The sequence below is a fragment of the Achromobacter sp. NPDC008082 genome, assembly GCF_042957345.1.
Taxonomy (GTDB): domain Bacteria; phylum Pseudomonadota; class Gammaproteobacteria; order Burkholderiales; family Burkholderiaceae_B; genus Achromobacter; species Achromobacter kerstersii_A.
The window spans coordinates 89,171-108,154 of the sequence record NZ_JBIBIB010000007.1 but is presented as its reverse complement, the minus strand read 5'-3'; the positions used below and the strand labels follow the sequence as shown (position 1 = coordinate 108,154).

Genomic DNA, 18,984 nt, shown 5'->3' with positions numbered 1-18,984 from the left:
ACAATGCCTGACGAAAAAAAATGAAAATAATTCAGCGGCCGCGGGCCACGACCCGGGTGTAGTAGCGGGTGAAGCGCGATACGCGCACCGGCAGCGCGCGTTCCACGGCGGCCAGCGCCTGGTCGGTGTCATCAATGGGGAATGCGCCGGACACGCGCAATGCCGCCACGGCCGCATCGCAGCTCAAGCGGCCGGGGCGGTAGCGGTCAAGCTGGCTGATGAAGTCGTCCAGGCGGCAGTTGTCGACGATCAGCAGGCCGCGCGTCCACGCATCGGGTTCGCCGGTGATGGCGCCCTCGGCCCGCGCGCCGGCCGGTCCCAGCACGCCCTGTTCGCCCGCGTTCAGCGTCAGCGGCGCGCCGCCCGCAGCGGGTTCCAGCACCACGGCGTGCCGCAGCACCGCAACGTGGGTCGCGGCATCCTGGTGGTTGACGGTGAAGCGGGTACCCAACGGGCGTACCGTGCCGTGCAAAGTGGTTACCCGCAGCGGCGGCAAGCCGCGCGCGGCGTGTTCGGTATCGATCAGAATTTCGCCCGCGTGAACGGTAATGTGGCGGCCGCGCACGTCGACGGCCACGTCCACCGCGCTGGCGCTGTCCAGCCACAGCTGCGTGCCATCGGCCAGCAACAGTTCGCGGCGCTCGCCTGCGCCCATACGGTAGTCGGCCACGTACTCGGCCAGGTAGTTGGCCCATAGCCGCTCGACGGGCATCGTGCGCCACGCCAGCACGCCGCCCGCGCCCAGCAACGCCACCGCGCCCAAGCCATTGCGCAAGGCCGCGCGGCGGTGGGCAAAGTGGCGGTCGGCGCGGCTGAGCGTATCGGCCGCCAGGCGCGCAGGCGCCGCGCCCAGCGTGCCGCGCAGATGCTCAACCTGGCGCCAGACGCGCGCGTGTTCAGGGTCGGCGGCCAGCCAGCGGCCGTGCGCCGCTACGTCGGCCGCGCTGACGTCGTCGGCGCACAGGCGCGCATACCATTGCGCGGCGGCGGAGATAGCCGGGTTCGCCATGGCCGCCTACTGCCTTTCCAGCGCGTAGACGAGGCAATGCTCTGTTGCGCGCGCCATGTATTTTTTAACGGAGCTGACCGTCACGCCCAATTGCGCGGCGATGTCGGCGTAGCTGGCGCCTTCCAATTGAGACATCAAAAACGCGCGCCGCACCTTGTCGCCCAGCCCATGCAGCATGGCGTCTATTTCGCGGATGGTTTCCAGCAGAATGGCCTGCGTCTCGGGCGACATGGCCGTGGCTTCAGGCTGCTGGGCCAACGTTTCCAGCCACGCGCGCTCAAGTACCTGGCGGCGGATGTGATCCACCAGCGTGCGTTGCGCTACCGTCGCCAGAAAGCTGCGCGGCTGGCGCACGCCTTGCAGTTGCGCCAGCGACGCGGGCGATGCCAGCAGGCGCAAAAACGTGTCTTGCGCCAGGTCGGCCGCTTCGGCCGGCACGCTCAGGCGGCGCAGCAGCCAGCCGCGCAGCCAGCCGTGATGGTCGCGATAGAGCAAACCGAGCTCCCGGTGCTCCAGGGATTCCGATGACGACATGGACGTAGCGCGACCGCTTTCTGATTTTTGGAAATGGGAATTGTAATCATTATTGATGATGGCGGGCAATGGAGAACTCCCTCCGCGCGCCGGACACTTGCCGTGGCGGCCGCCACGGCAAGTGAATCCAAGCCCTTACACCGCGGGCGGCGTCGTCTCGCGTTCAGGGTGCCGGTGCTTGGCCAGCGCCTCGATGAACGCGGCCGCGCTTTTTGCCGGCGCGCCGCCTCCCATCAACAGGCCCGCATCGCCTTCGTCCGGCGCAATGCCGGCCGCGCCGAACACCTGCGCGCCCTGCCCCAAGCCCAACAAGGTCTTGCCATGGCGGAAGGCGTCGCGCAGGAACTCCAGCGCCCGGCCATCGGCCTGCAAGCGCTTTGCCGCCGCGTCGCCGCCCGGCACCACCGCGCCGTCGAACAGGCCGGACGGATGGTTGTCCAGCGACGCGTCGGCGTCCAGCGCGCTGCCGTCTTCGGCTTGCAACGGCCCAATCCGCTGCCCCACCAAGCGCACCACCACGCCCGCCTTGATCAGCGCTTGCGCCACGGCCGATACCGCCTGGCCATCCACGCCTTCGGCCACCAGAATGGCGACCTTGCGCGTGGCGACGCCGCCGTCCCCCGGCCTTGCCGTCAGCGATAACGTCGGGGACGTTTCCACTTCGGGCTTGGGCGGCGTCGGCATCGCACGGGGCAAGGGCTCGGGCAAAGGCATGCCCAACTGGTCGGCCACGGCCTGCGCCAAGTCATCCGACACATTGCGCAGCGACGCCACCATGCGTTGCCGGATGGCCGGCACCGTCAGCTTGCTCAGTTCAAAAGCAAACGCGTTGATGATGTGGCGCTGTTCCCATTCCGTCTGGCTGTTGTAGAACAGCGTCGCCTGGTTGTAATGCTCGGCGAATTTCTCGGGATGGCCGCGCAGCTCGTCGCCCGTCTCGGGTTCCGGGAACGAGACAAAGCCGTCCATGCCCGCCTGGAACGGGCAGCCGCCGCCCAGCGAATTCGGTTCATACGACACGCGCCCACGGTGGATGGCCTGGCGGTGCATGCCATCACGCTGGTTGTTATGCACCGGCGCCAGCGGCGCGTTGATGGGAATCTCGTGAAAATTCGGGCCGCCCAGCCGCGAGATCTGCGTGTCCACATACGAATGGATGCGCCCGGCCAGCAGCGGGTCGTTCGTGAAGTCCAGGCCCGGCACGACGTGCGCGGTACAGAACGCCACCTGCTCGGTCTCGGCAAAGAAGTTGTCAGGGTTGCGGTCGAGCACCATGCGGCCAATGGGCCGCACCGGCACCAGTTCTTCGGGCACGATCTTGGTGGCGTCCAGCACGTCGAAGCTGAACTTCGCCGCCTCTTCCTCGGTGAAGACCTGCACGCCCAATTCCCATTCGGGGCCGTGGCCGCCGTCGATGGCTTCCCAGAGGTCGCGGCGGTGGAAGTCGGGGTCGGCCCCCGACACCTTGACGGCTTCGTCCCACACTTGCGAATGCGTGCCCAGCACCGGGTTCCAATGGAACTTCACCAGCCGCGATTCGCCCTGCGCGTTGACGAAGCGGAAGGTATGGACGCCAAAGCCCTGCATCATGCGGTAGCTGCGCGGAATGCCGCGATCAGACATCACCCACATCAGCATGTGCGTGGATTCCGGCATCAGCGACACAAAGTCCCAGAACGTATCGTGCGCCGACGCCGCCTGCGGCATGCCATGGTGCGGCTCGGCCTTCACCGCATGCACCAGGTCCGGAAACTTCATCGCGTCCTGGATGAAGAAGACGGGGATGTTGTTGCCCACCAGATCCCAGTTGCCCTCGTCGGTATAGAACTTCACGGCAAAACCGCGCACGTCGCGCGCCGTGTCCTTCGACCCGCGTTCGCCTGCCACCGTCGAGAAGCGCACGAACACCGGCGTGCGCTTGCCCTTTTCGGCAAAGAGCGAGGCGGCGGTCAGGTCGGTCAGCGGTTCATAGCATTCGAAATAGCCGTGCGCGGCGGAGCCGCGCGCGTGCACGATGCGCTCGGGAATGCGCTCGTGGTCGAAGTGCGTAATCTTTTCCCGCAGGATGAAATCTTTCAGCAGCGCCGGCCCGCGCAAGCCCGCTTTCAGCGAATGCTGGTTGTCGCTGATGGGCACGCCCTGGTTGGTGGTCAGCCGTTGCTCACTGGCGTCCGAACGCACGCGCGACAGGCGGCCATCCGCCGCATTGACGCCGGGCGCCGCCGCGTCAACGGTTTTGCCAGAGGTCTGCGTTTCCGACAAGGAGCTGGCGCCCACGGACGGGTCTGCTGCGGGTACGTGCGTACCGGTGTAGGGGCAACGCGCGGCCTCGTCGCCGTACTCGGCGGCCTTGTTGGCGTTGTGCGGAATGGCGCCTGCGGTGGCGCCCACGGCGGCGGCGCGTTTCAGCGCGGGGTGGCTGGGCTTGCCAGCGGGGCCGGCGGCGGGGCCGCTGTCGCTATTCATATAGGCGGTGTCCACCGCGCCAGCTGCGCCTTTTCCTGCCGCGCCTTTGTTCTCGGGTTTCTTGCTTGCCATGGCGTTCTCTCCTAGTGGTTCAACATTTTTTCGCGCGATTGCTCGGCTCGCGATGCACCGATGGCCGTCTCCACCTGCTTCACCTCTTCAGGCGGAGGCAGCACGGCGGGCAGGCCCAGCGACTCAATCCACAATTCCCGCGACCAGCCCTGCGTGTGATACAGGTGGTGGTCTTCGTCGACCGCAACTGCGTCATACGCCTGCTTCAGAATCTTGGCTTCGCGGCCCGTCTGCTGATCGGCAATCAGCCCGATCAGCGACCAGTTGGCGTGGTCCTTGGTTTCGGCCAGCACCACGCATTCGGTTGCGACCAGTTGCGCGGCGTCGGGGTCGCCGGCGTTAATCGCCATCTTCATGGCCTTGACCAGCGATTCGCCCAGGTGACGCACCACGTCCCTGCCGGGCGAGTTCGCCTCGGGGTCAAGTCCCAGTTGTTCAAACACGGTCAAAAGCACACGGTGGTGCGTGCGCGTTTCTTCCAGGTAATCCTTCCACTCTTTCTTCAAGTCTGCGTTCACCGCACAGGACACCGCGGTCTCGTAGATCGACAGGCCGCCGATCTCGGTCTCAAGCGCCTGATAGAGCAGTTCGTGGATCTGCTTGGGTTTTCCGGCTTTGGATTTCATGGGGGCTCCTCGTTCTATCGCGTGCTCCACTCCCGGCGCGCTGCGTGGACAGCCGCTGAGTAGAACCCGCGCCTCCAGCAATCGCCATGCCTGACTGCGCGGTCCGCCTACATGCCTGATGCTGATATGCGTTCAGATCCCCGCCCACCTTCCCGCCCCCCTCGCCACGCCGCACGATGCTTAGCATCGCAACGGTGACCCCATTTCGACTAGAATCAGAACCATTCTCAATAAAAACCAACGCTGACCGGCTCGCGGCGGCGCCAACAAAAGAGGCTCTTTCTGAAATCCGGTTTCCGCCTATCCATGGCCTGGTTGCACACCTGGGCCGGCCTGTGGTTTTCCTGGCTGCTCTACACGGTGTTCCTGACGGGGTCGCTGGCGATCTTCGCTGAACCCATCACCCACTGGATGACGCCCGAACACCACGCGGCCGAAGCCTTGGCCGCGCAACAGGAAAGCGCGCCCGTGGACCGCGCGCGCCGCCTGGAGCTTGCCGTCGATTACATGCAGCGCCACCACGCGGGCGCCGGCATGTGGGAGGTCTGGCCCGTCAATCGTGGGCACGACAATGGCTTGTCGGTGTATTGGTTCGACAAGAACGGCATGTACGCGGACGCCGAGCTGGACCCCGTCACGGGCGCGGAGCTTGACGATCATCACGATGACGAAGCCCGCGCCACGATGGGCGGCACGCACTTCGTGAACTTCCACTACATGCTGCACGAAAGCCGCTACGGCTTATGGATCGTGGCGTTCGCCACCATGGCGATGCTGGTGGCGTTGGTCTCGGGCATCGTCACGCACAAGCGCATCTTCAAAGACTTCTTCACGTTTCGCGCAAAGAAGGGCCAGCGGTCTTGGCTGGATGCGCACAATGCGGTGGCCGTGTTGACGCTGCCCTTTCAGTTCATGATTGCGTACACCGGCATCGTGATCTCCAGCGCCCAGCTGATGCCCGCCCCCGTGGTGGCGAACTACGGCGCCGGCATGGAGGCCACCCGCTTGTATCTGGCCGAAATGCAGGGCGAGGAAAAGCCTGCCCGCACGGGCCAGCCCCTGGCGGTGCCTGCGCTGGAACCCATCGTGGCCCAGGCGGAAAAAATGATCGGCCAAACCGCGCGCGCCATCGTCATCAACAACCCCGAAGACGCCGCCATGCGCATCGCCGTCTATGGCTGGAACGAAGACAAGGACACCTTCCACAACATCAGCGCCACAACCGGCATGGCCGAATTCTCGGGCGCGACCGGCGAGCTGATTCGCATGCGCCCGCCGGGCGGCGTCAATGGCGGCGCAGCCACCTTGACGCGCCAGGTGATGGGCGACCTGCACATGGCGCAGTTTGGCGGCTTTGGCGTCAAGTGGCTGTACTTCCTGTGCGGGCTGGCGGGCGCCGCGATGATGGGCACGGGCGCGGTGCTGTTCATGGTGAAGCGGCGCGCCAAGCTGGGCCAAGAATTTGGCGCGGCCACGGCGCGCATGTACCGCTTGTTTGAAGGCTTGAATGTGGCGGGGCTGGCTGGCCTGGCGGTGGCCTGCATCGGCTTCTTCTGGGCGAACCGGCTGCTGCCGGTGGCGTTGGAACACCGCGCGTTGTGGGAGCTGCGTTGCTTCTTTGGCGTGTGGGCGCTGATGCTGGCGCACGCCTGGCTTTGCCGCCCGCGCGTGGCCTGGATCACGCAGTTGGGCCTGTTGGCCGCGCTGTGCCTGCTGCTGCCGGTGCTGTCCTTTGTGACGTTGGGCGATCACCCCTTTGCGCAGATCGCGCGCGGCGATTGGGAAAGCGCGGGCGTTGAATTGACCGCTGTCGCCTTTGGCGTACTATCCGCCTGGGCGGCAATCCGTTTGTGGAAGAAGCCTCAGTCCGCGCCCGCCCAGCGCAAACCCCGCGCAAACCAAGAGGCAGCGGCATGACCATGAACGACGTATTCGCCATAGTGATGGCTTTGCTGCTGACCTACTCCGGCATGGCCTGCCTGAGCCTGGCCATGCCGCGCCATTACGACCAGGTCTGGGGCCGCGACCCCTCCACCGGCCACACGCGCGTGCTGCGCGGGGCCGGCGTGCTGCTGCTGGCGCTGGCGCTTCTGCCTTGCGTGGGCCTGTGGGGCAACACGGTGGGCGTGGTCGCATGGCTGGGCTGGCTGTCGGCCGGCGCGCTGATGTGGGTGGGCATGTTGTCGTGGGCGCCCCGCCCCGCAGCCGGCACCGCCGCTATTGCCGTGGCGATATCGCTGGCGGGCGTCACCATCGGATTCTGACCGGGCCGGGGCGGCGCGCCCTGAACCCCGTTTTGCGCAGGCCCGCACAGCCCGTTTGACCCGCATCAACCCCAGCTGATATCGCGTGCCGCCGGCGCGCTAACAGCACCATATGTGGTGGTAGAGTTTTCACACCCCACAACATATGGTGTCGAAATGCCTATCCCACACATCCTCAACCGCTCACTGCCCCACACGCTGGTGGACGTGGAAAGCGCCATGGAGGAATACCTGGAACAGCGCGACTGGCGCGTCAACGCCAACGCGAATCAGGGCTACAGCCTGGGCGGCCTGATCCTCAACGTGGCGGGGAAAGTCACTGCGAACTACTGGCTGTCGAACGTCTTCACGCCCGAAGCGGGCCAGGCGCATCGCGACGGCGACATCCATATCCATGACCTGGACATGCTCAGCGGCTACTGCGCCGGCTGGTCGCTGCGCCAACTCTTGACCGAAGGCTTCAACGGCATTCCCGGCAAGGTGGAATCCACGCCGCCCAAACACATGTCGTCCGCCATCGGCCAGATCGTCAACTTCCTGGGCACGCTGCAAAACGAATGGGCGGGCGCGCAAGCGTTCAGCTCGTTCGACACCTACATGGCGCCCTTCATCCGCCGGGACGCCATGACGTACGCCGACGTGAAGCAGGCCATGCAGGAACTGATCTTCAACCTGAACGTGCCTAGCCGCTGGGGCACGCAAACGCCCTTCACCAACCTGACGTTCGACTGGACCTGCCCTGCTGACTTGAAGGAACAAGTGCCTTATGTGGGCGGCGAAGAAATGCCGTTTTCCTACGGCGACCTGCAAGCCGAAATGGACATGATCAACCGCGCCTACATTGAAGTGATGATGGCCGGCGACGCCAAAGGGCGCGTGTTCACCTTCCCCATTCCCACCTACAACATCACGCCGGATTTCAACTGGGACCATCCCAACACCGACCGCTTGTTCGAGATGACGGCGCGCTACGGCCTGCCCTACTTTCAGAACTTCCTGAATTCGGATCTGGAACCGCACATGGTGCGTTCCATGTGCTGCCGCCTGCAACTGGACCTGCGCGAACTGCTCAAGCGCGGCAACGGCCTGTTCGGGTCAGCCGAGCAGACGGGGTCGGTCGGTGTGGTCACGGTGAACTGCGCGCGGCTGGGCTACACGTGCCAAGGGGATGAAGCCAGGCTGATGGCGCGACTGGACACGCTGTTGGCGCTGGGCCGCGACGTGCTGGAAACCAAACGCCAGGTAGTGCAGCGCTATATCGACCAGGGCCTCTACCCCTACACGCGCCGCTATCTGGGCACGCTGCGCAATCACTTCAGCACGCTGGGCGTGAACGGCATCAACGAGATGATCCGCAACTTCACCCACGATGCCGACGATATCACCACGCCTGCGGGCCATGCGCTGGCCGTGCGGCTGCTGGATCGCGTGCGCGACCGCATGACGGAATTCCAGGAGCAGACGGGTCACCTCTACAACCTGGAAGCTACGCCCGCCGAAGGCACCACGTACCGCTTCGCGCGTGAAGACCGAAAGCGCTTTCCCGGCATTCTGCAAGCAGGCAGCGGCGCGCAGCCCTACTACACGAATTCCAGCCAGTTGCCGGTGGGCTATACCGACGACCCCTTCCATGCGCTGCAATTGCAGGAAACGCTGCAAAGCAAATACACGGGCGGCACCGTGCTGCATCTGTACATGAACGAAGCCGTATCGTCGGCCGACGCGTGCAAGCAGCTGGTGCGGCGCGCCCTGTCTAACTTCCGGCTGCCCTACATCACGGTCACGCCCACGTTCTCGATCTGCCCGAACCACGGCTATCTGGCCGGGCACCACGAGTTCTGCCCCAAATGCGACGCCGAACTCTTGGCCAAGCAAACCGCGTGCTGCGCCACGGCCTAGCGCGCATCAATCGCCGGGACCCGCCCGGCCTTTTCAGGAGCCACTCCATGCAAACCTTGACGGACCCCGTCGCGGCCATCGCCGCCCCCGCCCTGCAACCCGACGACAGCCAGCGCGTGCGCTGCGAAGTCTGGACCCGCGTGATGGGTTACCACCGCCCCGTTTCTTCCTTCAACACCGGTAAACAAGGCGAATTCAATGAACGCCGCTTCTTCGTCGAGCAGCGCGCCTGAGGGCGCGAGCCTGCACGCAAATGCTGAAGCCGGTACGCGCAGGCTGGCCGCCAGGCCGGCCTACGCCGCGCCGCCCCAGCCTGTTGCCCAGCCCCTGCCCCGGCATTCGCCGGCCATCGGCGGGCTGGTTCCTTTTTCCACGGTGGACTGGCCCGGCCAGCTGGCCGCCGTCGTCTTCATCTCGGGCTGCCCGTGGCGATGCCATTACTGCCACAACACCGAACTGCAAACGCGCACCGCCCGCTACGACTGGCGCGAGACCCGGGCCTTTCTGGAAACGCGGCGCGGCTTGCTGGATGCCGTGGTGTTCTCGGGCGGTGAGCCGCTAAGCGAGCCGCGCCTGCCGTCATTGATTCGCGATGTGCGGCGCATGGGCTATCGGGTGGGCCTGCACACGGCGGGCATTTATCCGCTGCGGCTAGCCGACGTGCTGCGCCATCTGGATTGGGTGGGGCTGGACATCAAGGCCGATGCAGAAGGCTATGACAACATCACCGGCCGCCGGGATTCCCAGCGTCCGGCGCTCGCCTGCCTGACGCAGCTGCTGTCGGCCGGCACGGATTTCGAATGCCGCATCACCTGGCATCCGGACTGGCTGAACGAAACGCGGCTGCTGGGCCTGGCCCGCGAACTCGCGCGCCGCGGGGTCAAGCGCTTTGCGGTGCAAGGCGCGCGCAGCTCGCCCGGCGCGCCGCCAGCCCGCGCGCTTGGCACCCAGGCGCAAGCGCAGATGGCGCAGTGGTTCGACGCGTTTGCGTATCGCTAGCGCGCCGCGCACGCGGTATCAACCACACCGCAGCCACACCGCAGTGACACCGCCGCGCCGCATCATCGCCGCGCCAGCGCCGCTTCCAGCGTCTCTTTGAAACGCGGCGACCCGATCGCCCCCACATTGCAACGCGACCAGGGCGACACGGCGGTCGGGTCCACGCTGAACACGCGGCCGGGCGCCATGATGACTTTCTTGGGCATCAGGTCGGCCGCCAGCGTCAGCGAATCTGGCACGCCCGGAAACGCCGACCACAGGTACATCGAACTGGTCGGCCGCGCGAACACCTCAGCGCCCAGCGAGTCCAGCACCTGCAAGGCGTGGCCGGTCGCGGCTTCCAGGCGTTGGCGCAGCCGCGCCAGATGACGCTCGTAATGGCCGTCGCGCAGCATCACGTCGACCATGCGTTCGCAGTATTCCGAACTGCTGACGTGCACCAACGCCTTCAAGTCGGCCAGGTCACTGGCCAACGCCGCGTTGCAGGCAATGAACCCCACGCGCAGCGCCGCTGAAAACGATTTTGAAAAACTGCCGATATAGATCGTGCGTTCCAGCTGGTCCAACGCCGACAGCCGCACGGCAGACGTCGGTTTGAAATCCGCCAGCGCATCGTTTTCCACGATCATCAGGTTGTAGCGTTCAGACAGCTGCAAGACCTTGTACGCCTTCGCCAGCGAGATATCCGACCCCGTCGGGTTATGCGCCAACGACTGCGTAAAAAACAAGCGCGGCTTCTCGCGCTGCAACAACGCTTCAAGCGCGGCGACGTCCGGGCCATCTGACAAGCGCGGCACGCCCAGCATGCGCACGCCCGCCAGCTTCAGCTTGCCAAACAGCGGGTAGTAGCCGGGGTTGTCGACCAGCACGGTGGCGCCCGGCGGCACGAAATAGCGAATGACCAGGTCCATGGCTTCGTTCGCACCATGCGTCAGCACCAACTGGCGCGGCGCCACATTCACGCCCACATCGCCCAGCTTGCGCACCAGGCTTTCCCGCAGCGGCGCGTAGCCAAACCGGCTGCCGTAGCGGAACAAGGCGCCCAGCCCGGTACGCACCACCTTCTGGTGATAGCGGTCCATGCGCATGTCGGCCAGCCATTCCACGGGCGGAAAGCCATCGCCTGCCTGCACGGCGTCGGGCTGGGTCTTGAGCTGTTCGCGCATCAGCCAGACGATGTCCATGGCGCGGCTCAGTTGACCGGGTTCTTCGTCGGCCGCCTTGCGCGCAAAGTCGCCATCCAGCACGAAGAAACCGGAACCCCGGCGCGGCTCCACCAGCCCACGCGCCACCAGCATTTCAAACGCCACCACCACCGTGTTCTTGGCGTAGCGATGCAACTGAGACAGTTCGCGCAATGACGGCAGCTTGTCGCCCGGCCGGTAAACGCCGTCGGCGATTTGCTGGCCAATCAGCTTGGCCAGGCTTTCCGCGATGGGGGCCGCGCGCGGCCGGGGGCCTGAATTGCCGGAGGGTTTAAGTTCGTCCATGCCGAGTTTTCTGCGTGATGGGCCGCCGTCGGGCCTGACAGCCAGGGCGTAAAAATTGGTGCAGTGCGATGGTACTGTTTGCCCAAACTGTACCTCTCAATGGCGGTACAGTTTACCTAGAATCTGGCCACACATTCTTATACGGAGACCTGCCATCGTGGCCGATTCACGCCTGCCCAATTTCCGCGCGCTGACCCCTGCGCAACGCCTGGCCGCCATTGCGGACGCCGCCTCGCTTACCCCCGAAGACCGGCAACTGCTGGCCCAGCCCGGCGCGCTGGGCCTGGACCGCGCCGACGGCATGATCGAAAACGTCATCGGCGCATTCGAGCTGCCGCTGGGCGTGGCCGGCAACTTCCAGGTCAATGGCCGTGACGTGCTGGTGCCGATGGCGGTAGAGGAACCGTCGGTCGTGGCCGCGGCGTCGTACATGGCCAAGCTGGCGCGCGAATGCGGCGGCTTTGAAACCTCGAGCACCCGGCCGCTGATGCGCGCCCAGGTGCAAGTGCTGGGCCTGACCGACCCGCAGGGCGCGCGGCTGGCGCTGCTGCGCGAACGCGAACGCATCGTGACGCTGGCCAACAGCCGCGACAAAGTGCTGATTGAGCTGGGCGGCGGCTGCCAGGACATCGAAGTCCACGTGTTCCCTGACACGCCGCGCGGCCCGATGATCGTGATGCACCTGATCGTGGACGTGCGCGACGCCATGGGCGCCAACACCGTCAACACCATGGCCGAAGCCGTCGCGCCGCTGGTGGAATCCATCACGGGCGGCTCGGTGCGCCTGCGCATTCTGTCCAACCTGGCCGACCTGCGGCTGGCGCGCGCCCGCGTGCGCTTGACGCCGCAAGTGCTGGATACCAAGGAGCGCAGCGGCGCCGAGATCATCGAAGGCGTGCTGGACGCCTACACCTTCGCCGCCGTCGACCCCTACCGCGCCGCGACGCACAACAAAGGCATCATGAACGGCATCGACCCCGTCATCGTCGCCACGGGCAACGACTGGCGCGCGGTGGAAGCCGGCGCACACGCCTACGCCGCCCGCTCGGGCCGCTACACGTCGCTGACGCAATGGGAAAAGGACACCTCGGGCGCGCTGGTGGGCACCATCGAAATGCCCATGCCTGTGGGCCTGGTCGGTGGCGCCACGAAGACGCATCCGCTCGCGCGCGTGGCCTTGAAGATCATGGACGTGCGTTCCGCCCAAGAGCTGGGCGAAGTGGCGGTGGCCGTCGGCTTGGCGCAGAATCTGGGCGCGCTGCGCGCCCTGGCCACCGAAGGCATCCAACGCGGCCACATGGCGCTGCACGCCCGCAACATTGCGCTGGTGGCAGGCGCCGTGGGCGCCGAGATTGACGCCGTCGCCAAACGCATGGCCGAAGAAAAGGACGTGCGCACCGACCGCGCGCTGGCCTTGCTGGAGGAATTGCGCAAGCGATAACGCCCGGCCGGCACAGGCCACCAAGCATGCCCCCATAAGAACAGAGGCGGCGCACGGCAATGCCGGCGCCGCCCAACTCAACGGAGAGAGACATGGAACCAAAATCCCCGGCGCCGTCCTGGCGCCTGGCCGAGGTATGGAGCGACACCGTAGACCTGCGCCAGCTGGCCTGGGCCATCGGCATCGGCATCACCATCAGCGTGGCGGGCTTCTACGCCGCTAGCCGCTGGCTGCGCGGCATGGTCGCATCCCCCGAACTGGCGCACGCCTACGCCATGCTGGCCGGGCTGGCCGGCTGCGTGATTGCGGGCGTGATCTGCGCGCGGCTGTTCCCGCCCAAACGCGAAGTCATCGAACACACGTCCACGCATGACCCCGCCTGGCGCGCCGAAGTGCTGGCTGAATTGGCCGAGCAACCTGGCGGGTTGGGCACGTTGGCGGATCTGCCGGAAGCCGTGGTGCGTGAACTGAAGGAACTGGATCTGTACGATCTGTTCACCGAGCCCCCGGCCAAAGCGACTGACTCGTCCACCTCTACTGCCACCGCCCTGCCGCAAGGCGCATCCAAGGAGGCGCTGGCATGAGCGACCCCATCCTGCTTGAACAAATCATGGTGGCCGCCGCCATGGGCCTGCTGGGCGCGGTGGTGTTCGCAGCCATTGGCCTAGTGTCCGGCACCGACGAAACAACGACGCTTGCGCCGCTGACCTTGCTGGTCGTGCTGCTGGGCGTGCCGCCTGCGGGCGTCTTCACGTTCTTCCTCGCGGGCGCCGTCGCCAAGCACATGACGCACGCCGTGCCAACGGCCTTGCTTGGCATCCCTGGCGACACGCTGGCCACACCCTTGCTGCAAGACGCGAATATGTTGCGCAAGCTGGGCGTGCCGCACATCGCGCTGCGCAAGATGGTGTCGGGCGCCATCGTCGCCGCCTTTGTCGCGGTGCCGCTGGCCGTGCTGTTCGCCGTGCTGCTGGCGCCGTTTGGCGCGGCCATCACCAAGTCCGCGCCGTGGATCTTCCTGGCGGCCGCCGTGTTGATCGCCTACTTTTCGGCCGGACGCTGGGCCGCGGTGGCGCTGCTGGTGCCGTTCGTGGTGGTGATCATCGCGCTGCAAAGCCTGACCGCCAAGTACGGCGTCAAGCTCAGCATCAGCTACTTCCTGGGCATCGCCATCGGGCCGCTGATTGCGGATTTGTTCACCGTGATCTCGCCCATGGGCCGCGCGAAGATGATGCGCGACAAGGTCCGCACGTTCTCGCTGGCGCCTGACGTCAAGGGCTGGTCGGGCTATTTCCCGAACCCGCTCAAGGTCATGGACCGCACGCAGACCCGCTGGACGCTGGCCACCGCCGCCATCTCCAGCGCCACCTTCGTGTTCAGCCCTGTGGCCATGACGGTGGTGCTGGGCGAGCTGGTGGGCTCGCGCATCAAGCACGCGTATCACCGGCTGACGACGGTGCTGTCGGCGCGCAACGGCGTCACCGAAGCCACCTACATCGCCGAAGCGCTCATCCCGCTGATCGCGTTCGGTCTGCCGCTCAGCCCCGTGGCCGCCGGCCCCGCCGCGCCGCTGTTCAACGCGCCGCCGCGCTTTACGGTGGATGCCGCCACCGGCGAAACGCACAACCTGCACAACTTGCTGAACCACTGGGAATTCCTGGGGTACGGCATGTTGGCGGTGCTGCTGGCCGCGGTGGTGTCCTACCCCTTCGCCATGAACTACGCACGCCGCGCCGCGCTGTTCGTGTCGCGCAAGGTCAGCCACGAAGCCATCATCGCTACGTTCGTGGGGCTGATCATCGTCATCAGCATCTGGGAAGGCCAGTTCCTGGGCCTGCTCGTGATTTTGACGATGGGCCTGTTCGGCGGCCTGTTGTCGCGCCTGTTTGGCTTTAACACCGGCGTGCAGTTCATGGGCTACTACACGGCGGTGCTGTCGGTGCCGGCCATTGTGAAGCTGATGGCCTGAGCACGTGATCGCGTCGTTGCCGGTTCCGTTACGCCGGCAACGGCGCTTCAAGAATCGCCCCGGTTGCGGATTCCGTCATCACGACGGCGCCGCCATCGGGGCGTATCGCCACGTTGGTCACCGTGCTGCCGGCGATGGGACTCTTCAGAAAGTGAGTGACTTCGCCGCCCGCGTTCAGCACGAAGACCCCTCCCAGGCTGGCGTGCGCCACCAGCAGCCCGCCCGTTGGCGTGCTGGCCAGCCCATCGGGCCCGCTGGTGCCGAAGAACGTGCGAAACGCGCCCATCTTGGAAAGCGAGCCATCACGCATCAAGGGGCCGCGCCACACCTGGTTGGCGCGCGTCACCGCCACGAACAACACGTTTTCCTGGGCGTCCAGCGCGATGCCGTTCGGGCTGGGCGCATTGGCCAATAGCAAGTCCAGGCGGCCGCTGTCCGGGTCGTAGCGATACACGCGGCCGTGCGGATCGTGCAGCCCTGTCTGCCCCTGGTCGGTGAAGTACAAGCGGCCGGCGCGGTCGAACACAAGATCATTCACGCCCTTGAAGGATTCGCTGTTGCGCTCGCCCAGCACGGTGTCGACCTGGCCGCTTTCCGGATCGCATCGCAAAATGCCAAACCGGTAATCGGCTACCCACAGACTGCCGTCGCGATGGCGCGCCAAGCCGTTTGGCCAGCCGCCGGTTTCCGCCACGACACGCCAGTCGCGGGCGCCATCGACACGAAGGATGCGGCCATGCGGAATGTCCGTCACGTACAGCACACCGTCGGCGCCGAATACCGGACCTTCCAGAAAGCAATCCACCACATGCCCCGCCTTGTTGGCGTCGGCCCACGCGCTGCGCCGGGGCAGCCGCAAGGCGGCCGGCATCGTGGTAATGACGCGCGCCTCGACCACCACCGGCGGCGTGAAGTTCAGGTTCCACATCGTGCTGTCTCCCCGTTTCCCCGTTTCACCATCTCGATTACTCGGGCTTGATGCCCACGCGCTTGCCCACGTCGGCCCACAAGCCCACCTGATCCTGTACATAAGCGCCAAATTGCGCCACTGGCAAAGACCGATGGCGTGCGCCCTGGCGCGCCATATTTTCCTGCATGGCGGGCTCGCTCATCACTTGCGTCACCAACTGGTTCATCTTGCTGACGATGGCCTGCGGCGTGCCTTTGGGCGCGGCCAATCCGAACCAATTCAGCACCTGGTATGACGGCAAACCGGCCTCGGCGAACGTGGGCACCTCCGGCAAGGCCGCCAGCCGGGTCGCGCCGGTAACCGCCAAGGCGCGCACCCGCCCGCCTTGCACGGGCGGGATGGCGGTGGGCGCAGCCGTGATCAAGAGGTCGATCTGCCCGGCCATCAAGTCCGCCAACGCCGCGCCCGCGCCGCGATACGGAATGTGCGTCAGCGATACCTTGGCTTCGCTCTTGAACATTTCAGCGGCCAGGTGCGTTGAGCTGGCCTGCCCGCCCGACCCGAAGTTCAGCGTGCCCGGCGCCTTGCGCGCCTGCGCGATCAGCGCGTCCATCGTCTTGAACGGCGATTTCTCCGGCACCAGTAGCACCAAGGGCGTTTCGATGATTTCGCTGACGTGGATCAGGTCGTTCTGATAGTCCCAAGGCAGTTTTGAGAACAGCAGCGGCAGCATCGTATACGTGGTGTCCGTGACCAGGAACGTGCTGCCGTCGGGCGCGGACCGCACCACTTCCTGCGTGGCGATGGTGCCCGACGCGCCGGTCTTGTTGTCGACAATGAAGGTTTTACCGGTGGCCTCGGACAGCTTCTGCGCGACTTGCCGCGCGGCGTAATCCGTCGTGCCGCCCGGGGAATAGGGAACGACCAGGCGTACAGGTTTGTTGGGCCAGTTGGCGGCGTCGTCGGCCGCGTGCGCGGGCACGCAGGCCAGCGCCGCCGCAACTGAAAGCAGCACGCGGCGCAAGGCGCCACCGCGCGTGAAAAGCGATGTCATGATGTTGTCTCCGTTGCTGTGGATGGGCCGTCGCATGAAGTCGAACGCGCGGCGCGCGCCGCTCAAGCGGCCGTCTGGATGTTGGCTTCGCGGATCAGCCGCGCCCACTTCTGTTGTTCGTCCCGGATGTATTGCTGCGCGGCCTGGGGCGACCCGCCCATCGGCTTGCTGCCTTCCGCTGTGAACATGGCGATGGTGGCCGGGTCCGCCAGCACTTTTTCCACGACGCCGTTGACCATGCCGATGATCTCGGCCGGTGTGCCGGCCGGGGCCACCAGCGCCTTCCAGTCGACGGCTTCGAAGCCGTCGAACTCGGATTCCGACACGGTCGGCACGTCGGGCAAGATCGACAAGCGTTCGCGGGACGTGACGGCCAAGGGGCGCAGCACCTTGCCTTTCAGCATTTCCTGCGCGGCCTGCGGCGTGGCGAACATGTAGTCGGTGTTCTCGCCCAACAGGTCGTTCAACGCGGGCGCCGCGCCGCGGTACGGCACGTTCAGCACCTGAAACTTGGCTTGATACGCCAACAGCTCGCCCGCCAGATGGCCCACGGTGCCCGACCCGGCCAGCGCCTGCTTGATGGCGCCGGGCTGCGCGCGCGCTTCCTTGACCAGATCGGCCAGCGTGTTCCAGCGCGCGTTGGCCTTGACGACCAGCACCACCGGCAGCGATGCAACCATGGCCACCGCCGCGAAATCCTTACCGGCATCGAACGGCATCTTCGGCATCAGCGCCGGGTTGATCGCCAGGTTGGCCGTTTGGCCCAGGCCCAGCATGTAGCCATCGGGCTTCGTCTTGGCCACGGTATCCAGGCCGATATTGCCGCCCGCGCCGGGGCGGTTTTCCACCACCACGGACCACCCGGCGGCCCCGGTGATCTTGGCCGCAATCGCGCGCGCCACCGAATCGGTGCCGCCGCCCGGCGTGTACGGAACAATCAGCCGGATGGGCCGGCCGTCTGGATACGCGGACGCGGCATGCAGCCGCAACGGCAACGCGGCCGCGCAAAGTGTGGCGCCCAAAAACGAGCGTCGGGTCAGCGTGATCATGATGAGGGGTCTCCTTCTGTTATGCGCCTTGCTTTCAAGGCTGCGATCTCGTCGTCGCGATAGCCGACCGCCCGCAAGAGCGCGTCGGTGTGTTCGCCCACAGCCGGCGGCTGCAAGCGGATGGGGGGTTGCCGCCCGTCCAGCGTCAGGGGGGCCAGCGGCACGAAGCTCTCGCGTCCGTCCGGCAGCGTGATCGGCGCCAGTCCGCCAGTGGCTTTCAGATGCGGGTCATCAAACAGCTGTTCGGGACGCGTGATGGGCGCAAAGGGCAAGCCTTCTTCTTCGAAGCGCGCGGCCAGCGCCGCCGCGCTGTAGCCCGCCAGATGCGAACGCAGCAGCGGCATCAGCCACTCGCGCGCCTGCACGCGGTCGTTGTTGGTCTTCAGCCGCGAGTCCGCCAGCCATTCCTGCAAGCCGAAGGCCCGGCAGAAAATGTCCCACTGCTTGTCGCTGACGACGGCCAGGAAGATCTGCTCGCCCTCCTTCACCGTGAACACGTCGTACACCGCCCAAGCGGATATGCGGCTGGGCATCGGCGCGGGCGCATGGCCCGTCATCGCGTACTGCATCATGTGCTGGCCCACCAGGAACACGTTGTTCTCGAACAGCGAGGCCTGCACTTCGGCGCCCACGCCCGTGTGCTCGCGCTGCGCCAGCGCCGCCATTGCGCCCATCGCCCCGAACATGCCGCCCATGATGTCGTTCACGCTGGAACCGGCGCGCAAGGGGTCACCGGCCCTGCCTGTCATATAGGCCAGCCCGCCCATCATCTGCACCACTTCGTCCAGCGCGGTGCGGTTGTCATACGGGCCGGGCAGAAAACCCTTGTGGCTGACGTAGATCAGCCGGGGGTTGCGCGCCTTCAGCGCCGCATAGCCCAGGCCCAGCTTGTCCATGACGCCCGACTTGAAGTTCTCGCTGACGACGTCGGCGGTGTCGATCAGCCGGCGCGCGGCTTCAACGCCTTCGGGCTGTTTCAAGTCCAGCGCAATGCTCTTCTTGTTGCGGTTGAACATGGGGAAAAACCCCGCGCCCGAGCCCAGCAGGCGGCGCGTGGAGTCGCCGCCGATGGGTTCGACCTTGATGACTTCCGCCCCCAGGTCCGCCAGCAACATGCCGCAAGTCGGCCCCATCACCATATGGGTGAACTCAACGACGCGGATGCCTTCATACGGAAGGCGGGACGTTGCACGGCTGGTCAT

General features: G+C 65.9%; 16 protein-coding genes and 1 pseudogene. 8 read left to right on the top strand and 9 right to left on the bottom strand.

What is annotated here, in order from left to right:
* Positions 1-31: 31 nt before the first annotated feature.
* The 4 genes from ACFZAI_RS26805 to ACFZAI_RS26790 form a co-directional block, all read right to left on the bottom strand.
* Positions 32-1,009 carry a FecR domain-containing protein gene (locus ACFZAI_RS26805; RefSeq protein WP_391569829.1) on the bottom strand — a complete coding sequence of 326 codons (978 nt, stop codon included), beginning with the start codon at positions 1,007-1,009 and terminating at the stop codon, positions 32-34.
* Between the two features lie 6 nt (positions 1,010-1,015).
* Complete coding sequence (locus ACFZAI_RS26800; protein ID WP_391569828.1) at positions 1,016-1,543, bottom strand: sigma-70 family RNA polymerase sigma factor; 528 nt, start codon at positions 1,541-1,543, stop codon at positions 1,016-1,018.
* Between the two features lie 135 nt (positions 1,544-1,678).
* A complete protein-coding gene (locus ACFZAI_RS26795; RefSeq protein ID WP_391569827.1) occupies positions 1,679-4,081 on the bottom strand; it encodes a catalase in 2,403 nt (800 codons plus the stop codon).
* Positions 4,082-4,092: 11 nt separating this feature from the next.
* Positions 4,093-4,707, bottom strand: coding sequence for a hypothetical protein (locus tag ACFZAI_RS26790; protein ID WP_391569826.1), 615 nt, complete (start codon positions 4,705-4,707; stop codon positions 4,093-4,095).
* Positions 4,708-5,013: 306 nt separating this feature from the next.
* Between ACFZAI_RS26790 and ACFZAI_RS26785 the strand changes: the two genes are divergently transcribed.
* The 5 genes and pseudogenes from ACFZAI_RS26785 to ACFZAI_RS26765 all read left to right on the top strand — a co-directional run bounded on the left by ACFZAI_RS26785 (position 5,014) and on the right by ACFZAI_RS26765 (position 9,869).
* Positions 5,014-6,624 carry a PepSY-associated TM helix domain-containing protein gene (locus ACFZAI_RS26785; protein WP_391569825.1) on the top strand — a complete coding sequence of 537 codons (1,611 nt, stop codon included), beginning with the start codon at positions 5,014-5,016 and terminating at the stop codon, positions 6,622-6,624.
* A 2-nt stretch (positions 6,625-6,626) separates the two neighbouring features.
* The gene (locus tag ACFZAI_RS26780) at positions 6,627-6,971 is read left to right on the top strand and encodes a DUF3325 domain-containing protein (RefSeq protein ID WP_391569824.1); all 345 of its coding nucleotides are present in this window, start codon (positions 6,627-6,629) and stop codon (positions 6,969-6,971) included.
* Positions 6,972-7,145: 174 nt separating this feature from the next.
* A pseudogene (locus tag ACFZAI_RS26775) lies at positions 7,146-8,870 on the top strand (ribonucleoside triphosphate reductase); the annotation flags it as partial.
* Between the two features lie 47 nt (positions 8,871-8,917).
* A complete protein-coding gene (nrdD, locus tag ACFZAI_RS26770; RefSeq protein ID WP_391569823.1) occupies positions 8,918-9,103 on the top strand; it encodes an anaerobic ribonucleoside-triphosphate reductase in 186 nt (61 codons plus the stop codon).
* A complete protein-coding gene (locus ACFZAI_RS26765) occupies positions 9,069-9,869 on the top strand; it encodes an anaerobic ribonucleoside-triphosphate reductase activating protein (protein WP_391569822.1) in 801 nt (266 codons plus the stop codon). The genes nrdD and ACFZAI_RS26765 overlap by 35 nt, the downstream gene beginning before the upstream one ends.
* A gap of 62 nt (positions 9,870-9,931) precedes the next feature.
* On the opposite strand, the gene ACFZAI_RS26760 is transcribed toward ACFZAI_RS26765, so the two are convergent.
* A complete protein-coding gene (locus tag ACFZAI_RS26760) occupies positions 9,932-11,359 on the bottom strand; it encodes a PLP-dependent aminotransferase family protein (protein ID WP_391569821.1) in 1,428 nt (475 codons plus the stop codon).
* 154 nt (positions 11,360-11,513) lie between these two features.
* Between ACFZAI_RS26760 and ACFZAI_RS26755 the strand changes: the two genes are divergently transcribed.
* The 3 genes from ACFZAI_RS26755 to ACFZAI_RS26745 all read left to right on the top strand — a co-directional run bounded on the left by ACFZAI_RS26755 (position 11,514) and on the right by ACFZAI_RS26745 (position 14,769).
* Positions 11,514-12,800, top strand: a complete 1,287-nt coding sequence (locus tag ACFZAI_RS26755; RefSeq protein ID WP_391570275.1) for a hydroxymethylglutaryl-CoA reductase, degradative — start codon at positions 11,514-11,516, stop codon at positions 12,798-12,800.
* A gap of 92 nt (positions 12,801-12,892) precedes the next feature.
* On the top strand, positions 12,893-13,384 hold the full coding sequence (locus ACFZAI_RS26750) for a hypothetical protein (RefSeq protein WP_391569820.1): 492 nt from the start codon (positions 12,893-12,895) through the stop codon (positions 13,382-13,384).
* Positions 13,381-14,769, top strand: a complete 1,389-nt coding sequence (locus ACFZAI_RS26745) for a tripartite tricarboxylate transporter permease (RefSeq protein WP_391569819.1) — start codon at positions 13,381-13,383, stop codon at positions 14,767-14,769. The genes ACFZAI_RS26750 and ACFZAI_RS26745 overlap by 4 nt, the downstream gene beginning before the upstream one ends.
* Before the next feature lie 28 nt (positions 14,770-14,797).
* On the opposite strand, the gene ACFZAI_RS26740 is transcribed toward ACFZAI_RS26745, so the two are convergent.
* The 4 genes from ACFZAI_RS26740 to ACFZAI_RS26725 all read right to left on the bottom strand — a co-directional run bounded on the left by ACFZAI_RS26740 (position 14,798) and on the right by ACFZAI_RS26725 (position 18,984).
* On the bottom strand, positions 14,798-15,697 hold the full coding sequence (locus tag ACFZAI_RS26740) for an SMP-30/gluconolactonase/LRE family protein (protein ID WP_391569818.1): 900 nt from the start codon (positions 15,695-15,697) through the stop codon (positions 14,798-14,800).
* 37 nt (positions 15,698-15,734) lie between these two features.
* Positions 15,735-16,733 (bottom strand): Bug family tripartite tricarboxylate transporter substrate binding protein, encoded by a 999-nt coding sequence (locus ACFZAI_RS26735; RefSeq protein WP_391569817.1) that lies wholly within the window; start codon positions 16,731-16,733, stop codon positions 15,735-15,737.
* Positions 16,734-16,795: 62 nt separating this feature from the next.
* Positions 16,796-17,782, bottom strand: a complete 987-nt coding sequence (locus ACFZAI_RS26730) for a Bug family tripartite tricarboxylate transporter substrate binding protein (protein ID WP_391569816.1) — start codon at positions 17,780-17,782, stop codon at positions 16,796-16,798.
* On the bottom strand, positions 17,779-18,984 hold the full coding sequence (locus ACFZAI_RS26725) for a CaiB/BaiF CoA transferase family protein (RefSeq protein ID WP_391569815.1): 1,206 nt from the start codon (positions 18,982-18,984) through the stop codon (positions 17,779-17,781). The genes ACFZAI_RS26730 and ACFZAI_RS26725 overlap by 4 nt, the downstream gene beginning before the upstream one ends.

What these genes read in the sequence shown, in the direction of transcription:
- nrdD (WP_391569823.1), top strand. Translation starts at nt 8,918, where the DNA reads ATGCAAACCTTGACGGACCCCGTCGCGGCCATCGCCGCCCCCGCCCTG.
- ACFZAI_RS26760 (WP_391569821.1), bottom strand. Translation starts at nt 11,359, where the DNA reads ATGGACGAACTTAAACCCTCCGGCAATTCAGGCCCCCGGCCGCGCGCG.
- ACFZAI_RS26805 (WP_391569829.1), bottom strand. Translation starts at nt 1,009, where the DNA reads ATGGCGAACCCGGCTATCTCCGCCGCCGCGCAATGGTATGCGCGCCTG.
- ACFZAI_RS26790 (WP_391569826.1), bottom strand. Translation starts at nt 4,707, where the DNA reads ATGAAATCCAAAGCCGGAAAACCCAAGCAGATCCACGAACTGCTCTAT.
- ACFZAI_RS26800 (WP_391569828.1), bottom strand. Translation starts at nt 1,543, where the DNA reads ATGTCGTCATCGGAATCCCTGGAGCACCGGGAGCTCGGTTTGCTCTAT.
- ACFZAI_RS26750 (WP_391569820.1), top strand. Translation starts at nt 12,893, where the DNA reads ATGGAACCAAAATCCCCGGCGCCGTCCTGGCGCCTGGCCGAGGTATGG.
- ACFZAI_RS26725 (WP_391569815.1), bottom strand. Translation starts at nt 18,984, where the DNA reads ATGACCAGCCGTGCAACGTCCCGCCTTCCGTATGAAGGCATCCGCGTC.
- ACFZAI_RS26795 (WP_391569827.1), bottom strand. Translation starts at nt 4,081, where the DNA reads ATGGCAAGCAAGAAACCCGAGAACAAAGGCGCGGCAGGAAAAGGCGCA.
- ACFZAI_RS26785 (WP_391569825.1), top strand. Translation starts at nt 5,014, where the DNA reads ATGGCCTGGTTGCACACCTGGGCCGGCCTGTGGTTTTCCTGGCTGCTC.
- ACFZAI_RS26735 (WP_391569817.1), bottom strand. Translation starts at nt 16,733, where the DNA reads ATGACATCGCTTTTCACGCGCGGTGGCGCCTTGCGCCGCGTGCTGCTT.
- ACFZAI_RS26730 (WP_391569816.1), bottom strand. Translation starts at nt 17,782, where the DNA reads ATGATCACGCTGACCCGACGCTCGTTTTTGGGCGCCACACTTTGCGCG.
- ACFZAI_RS26780 (WP_391569824.1), top strand. Translation starts at nt 6,627, where the DNA reads ATGAACGACGTATTCGCCATAGTGATGGCTTTGCTGCTGACCTACTCC.
- ACFZAI_RS26765 (WP_391569822.1), top strand. Translation starts at nt 9,069, where the DNA reads ATGAACGCCGCTTCTTCGTCGAGCAGCGCGCCTGAGGGCGCGAGCCTG.
- ACFZAI_RS26740 (WP_391569818.1), bottom strand. Translation starts at nt 15,697, where the DNA reads ATGTGGAACCTGAACTTCACGCCGCCGGTGGTGGTCGAGGCGCGCGTC.
- ACFZAI_RS26745 (WP_391569819.1), top strand. Translation starts at nt 13,381, where the DNA reads ATGAGCGACCCCATCCTGCTTGAACAAATCATGGTGGCCGCCGCCATG.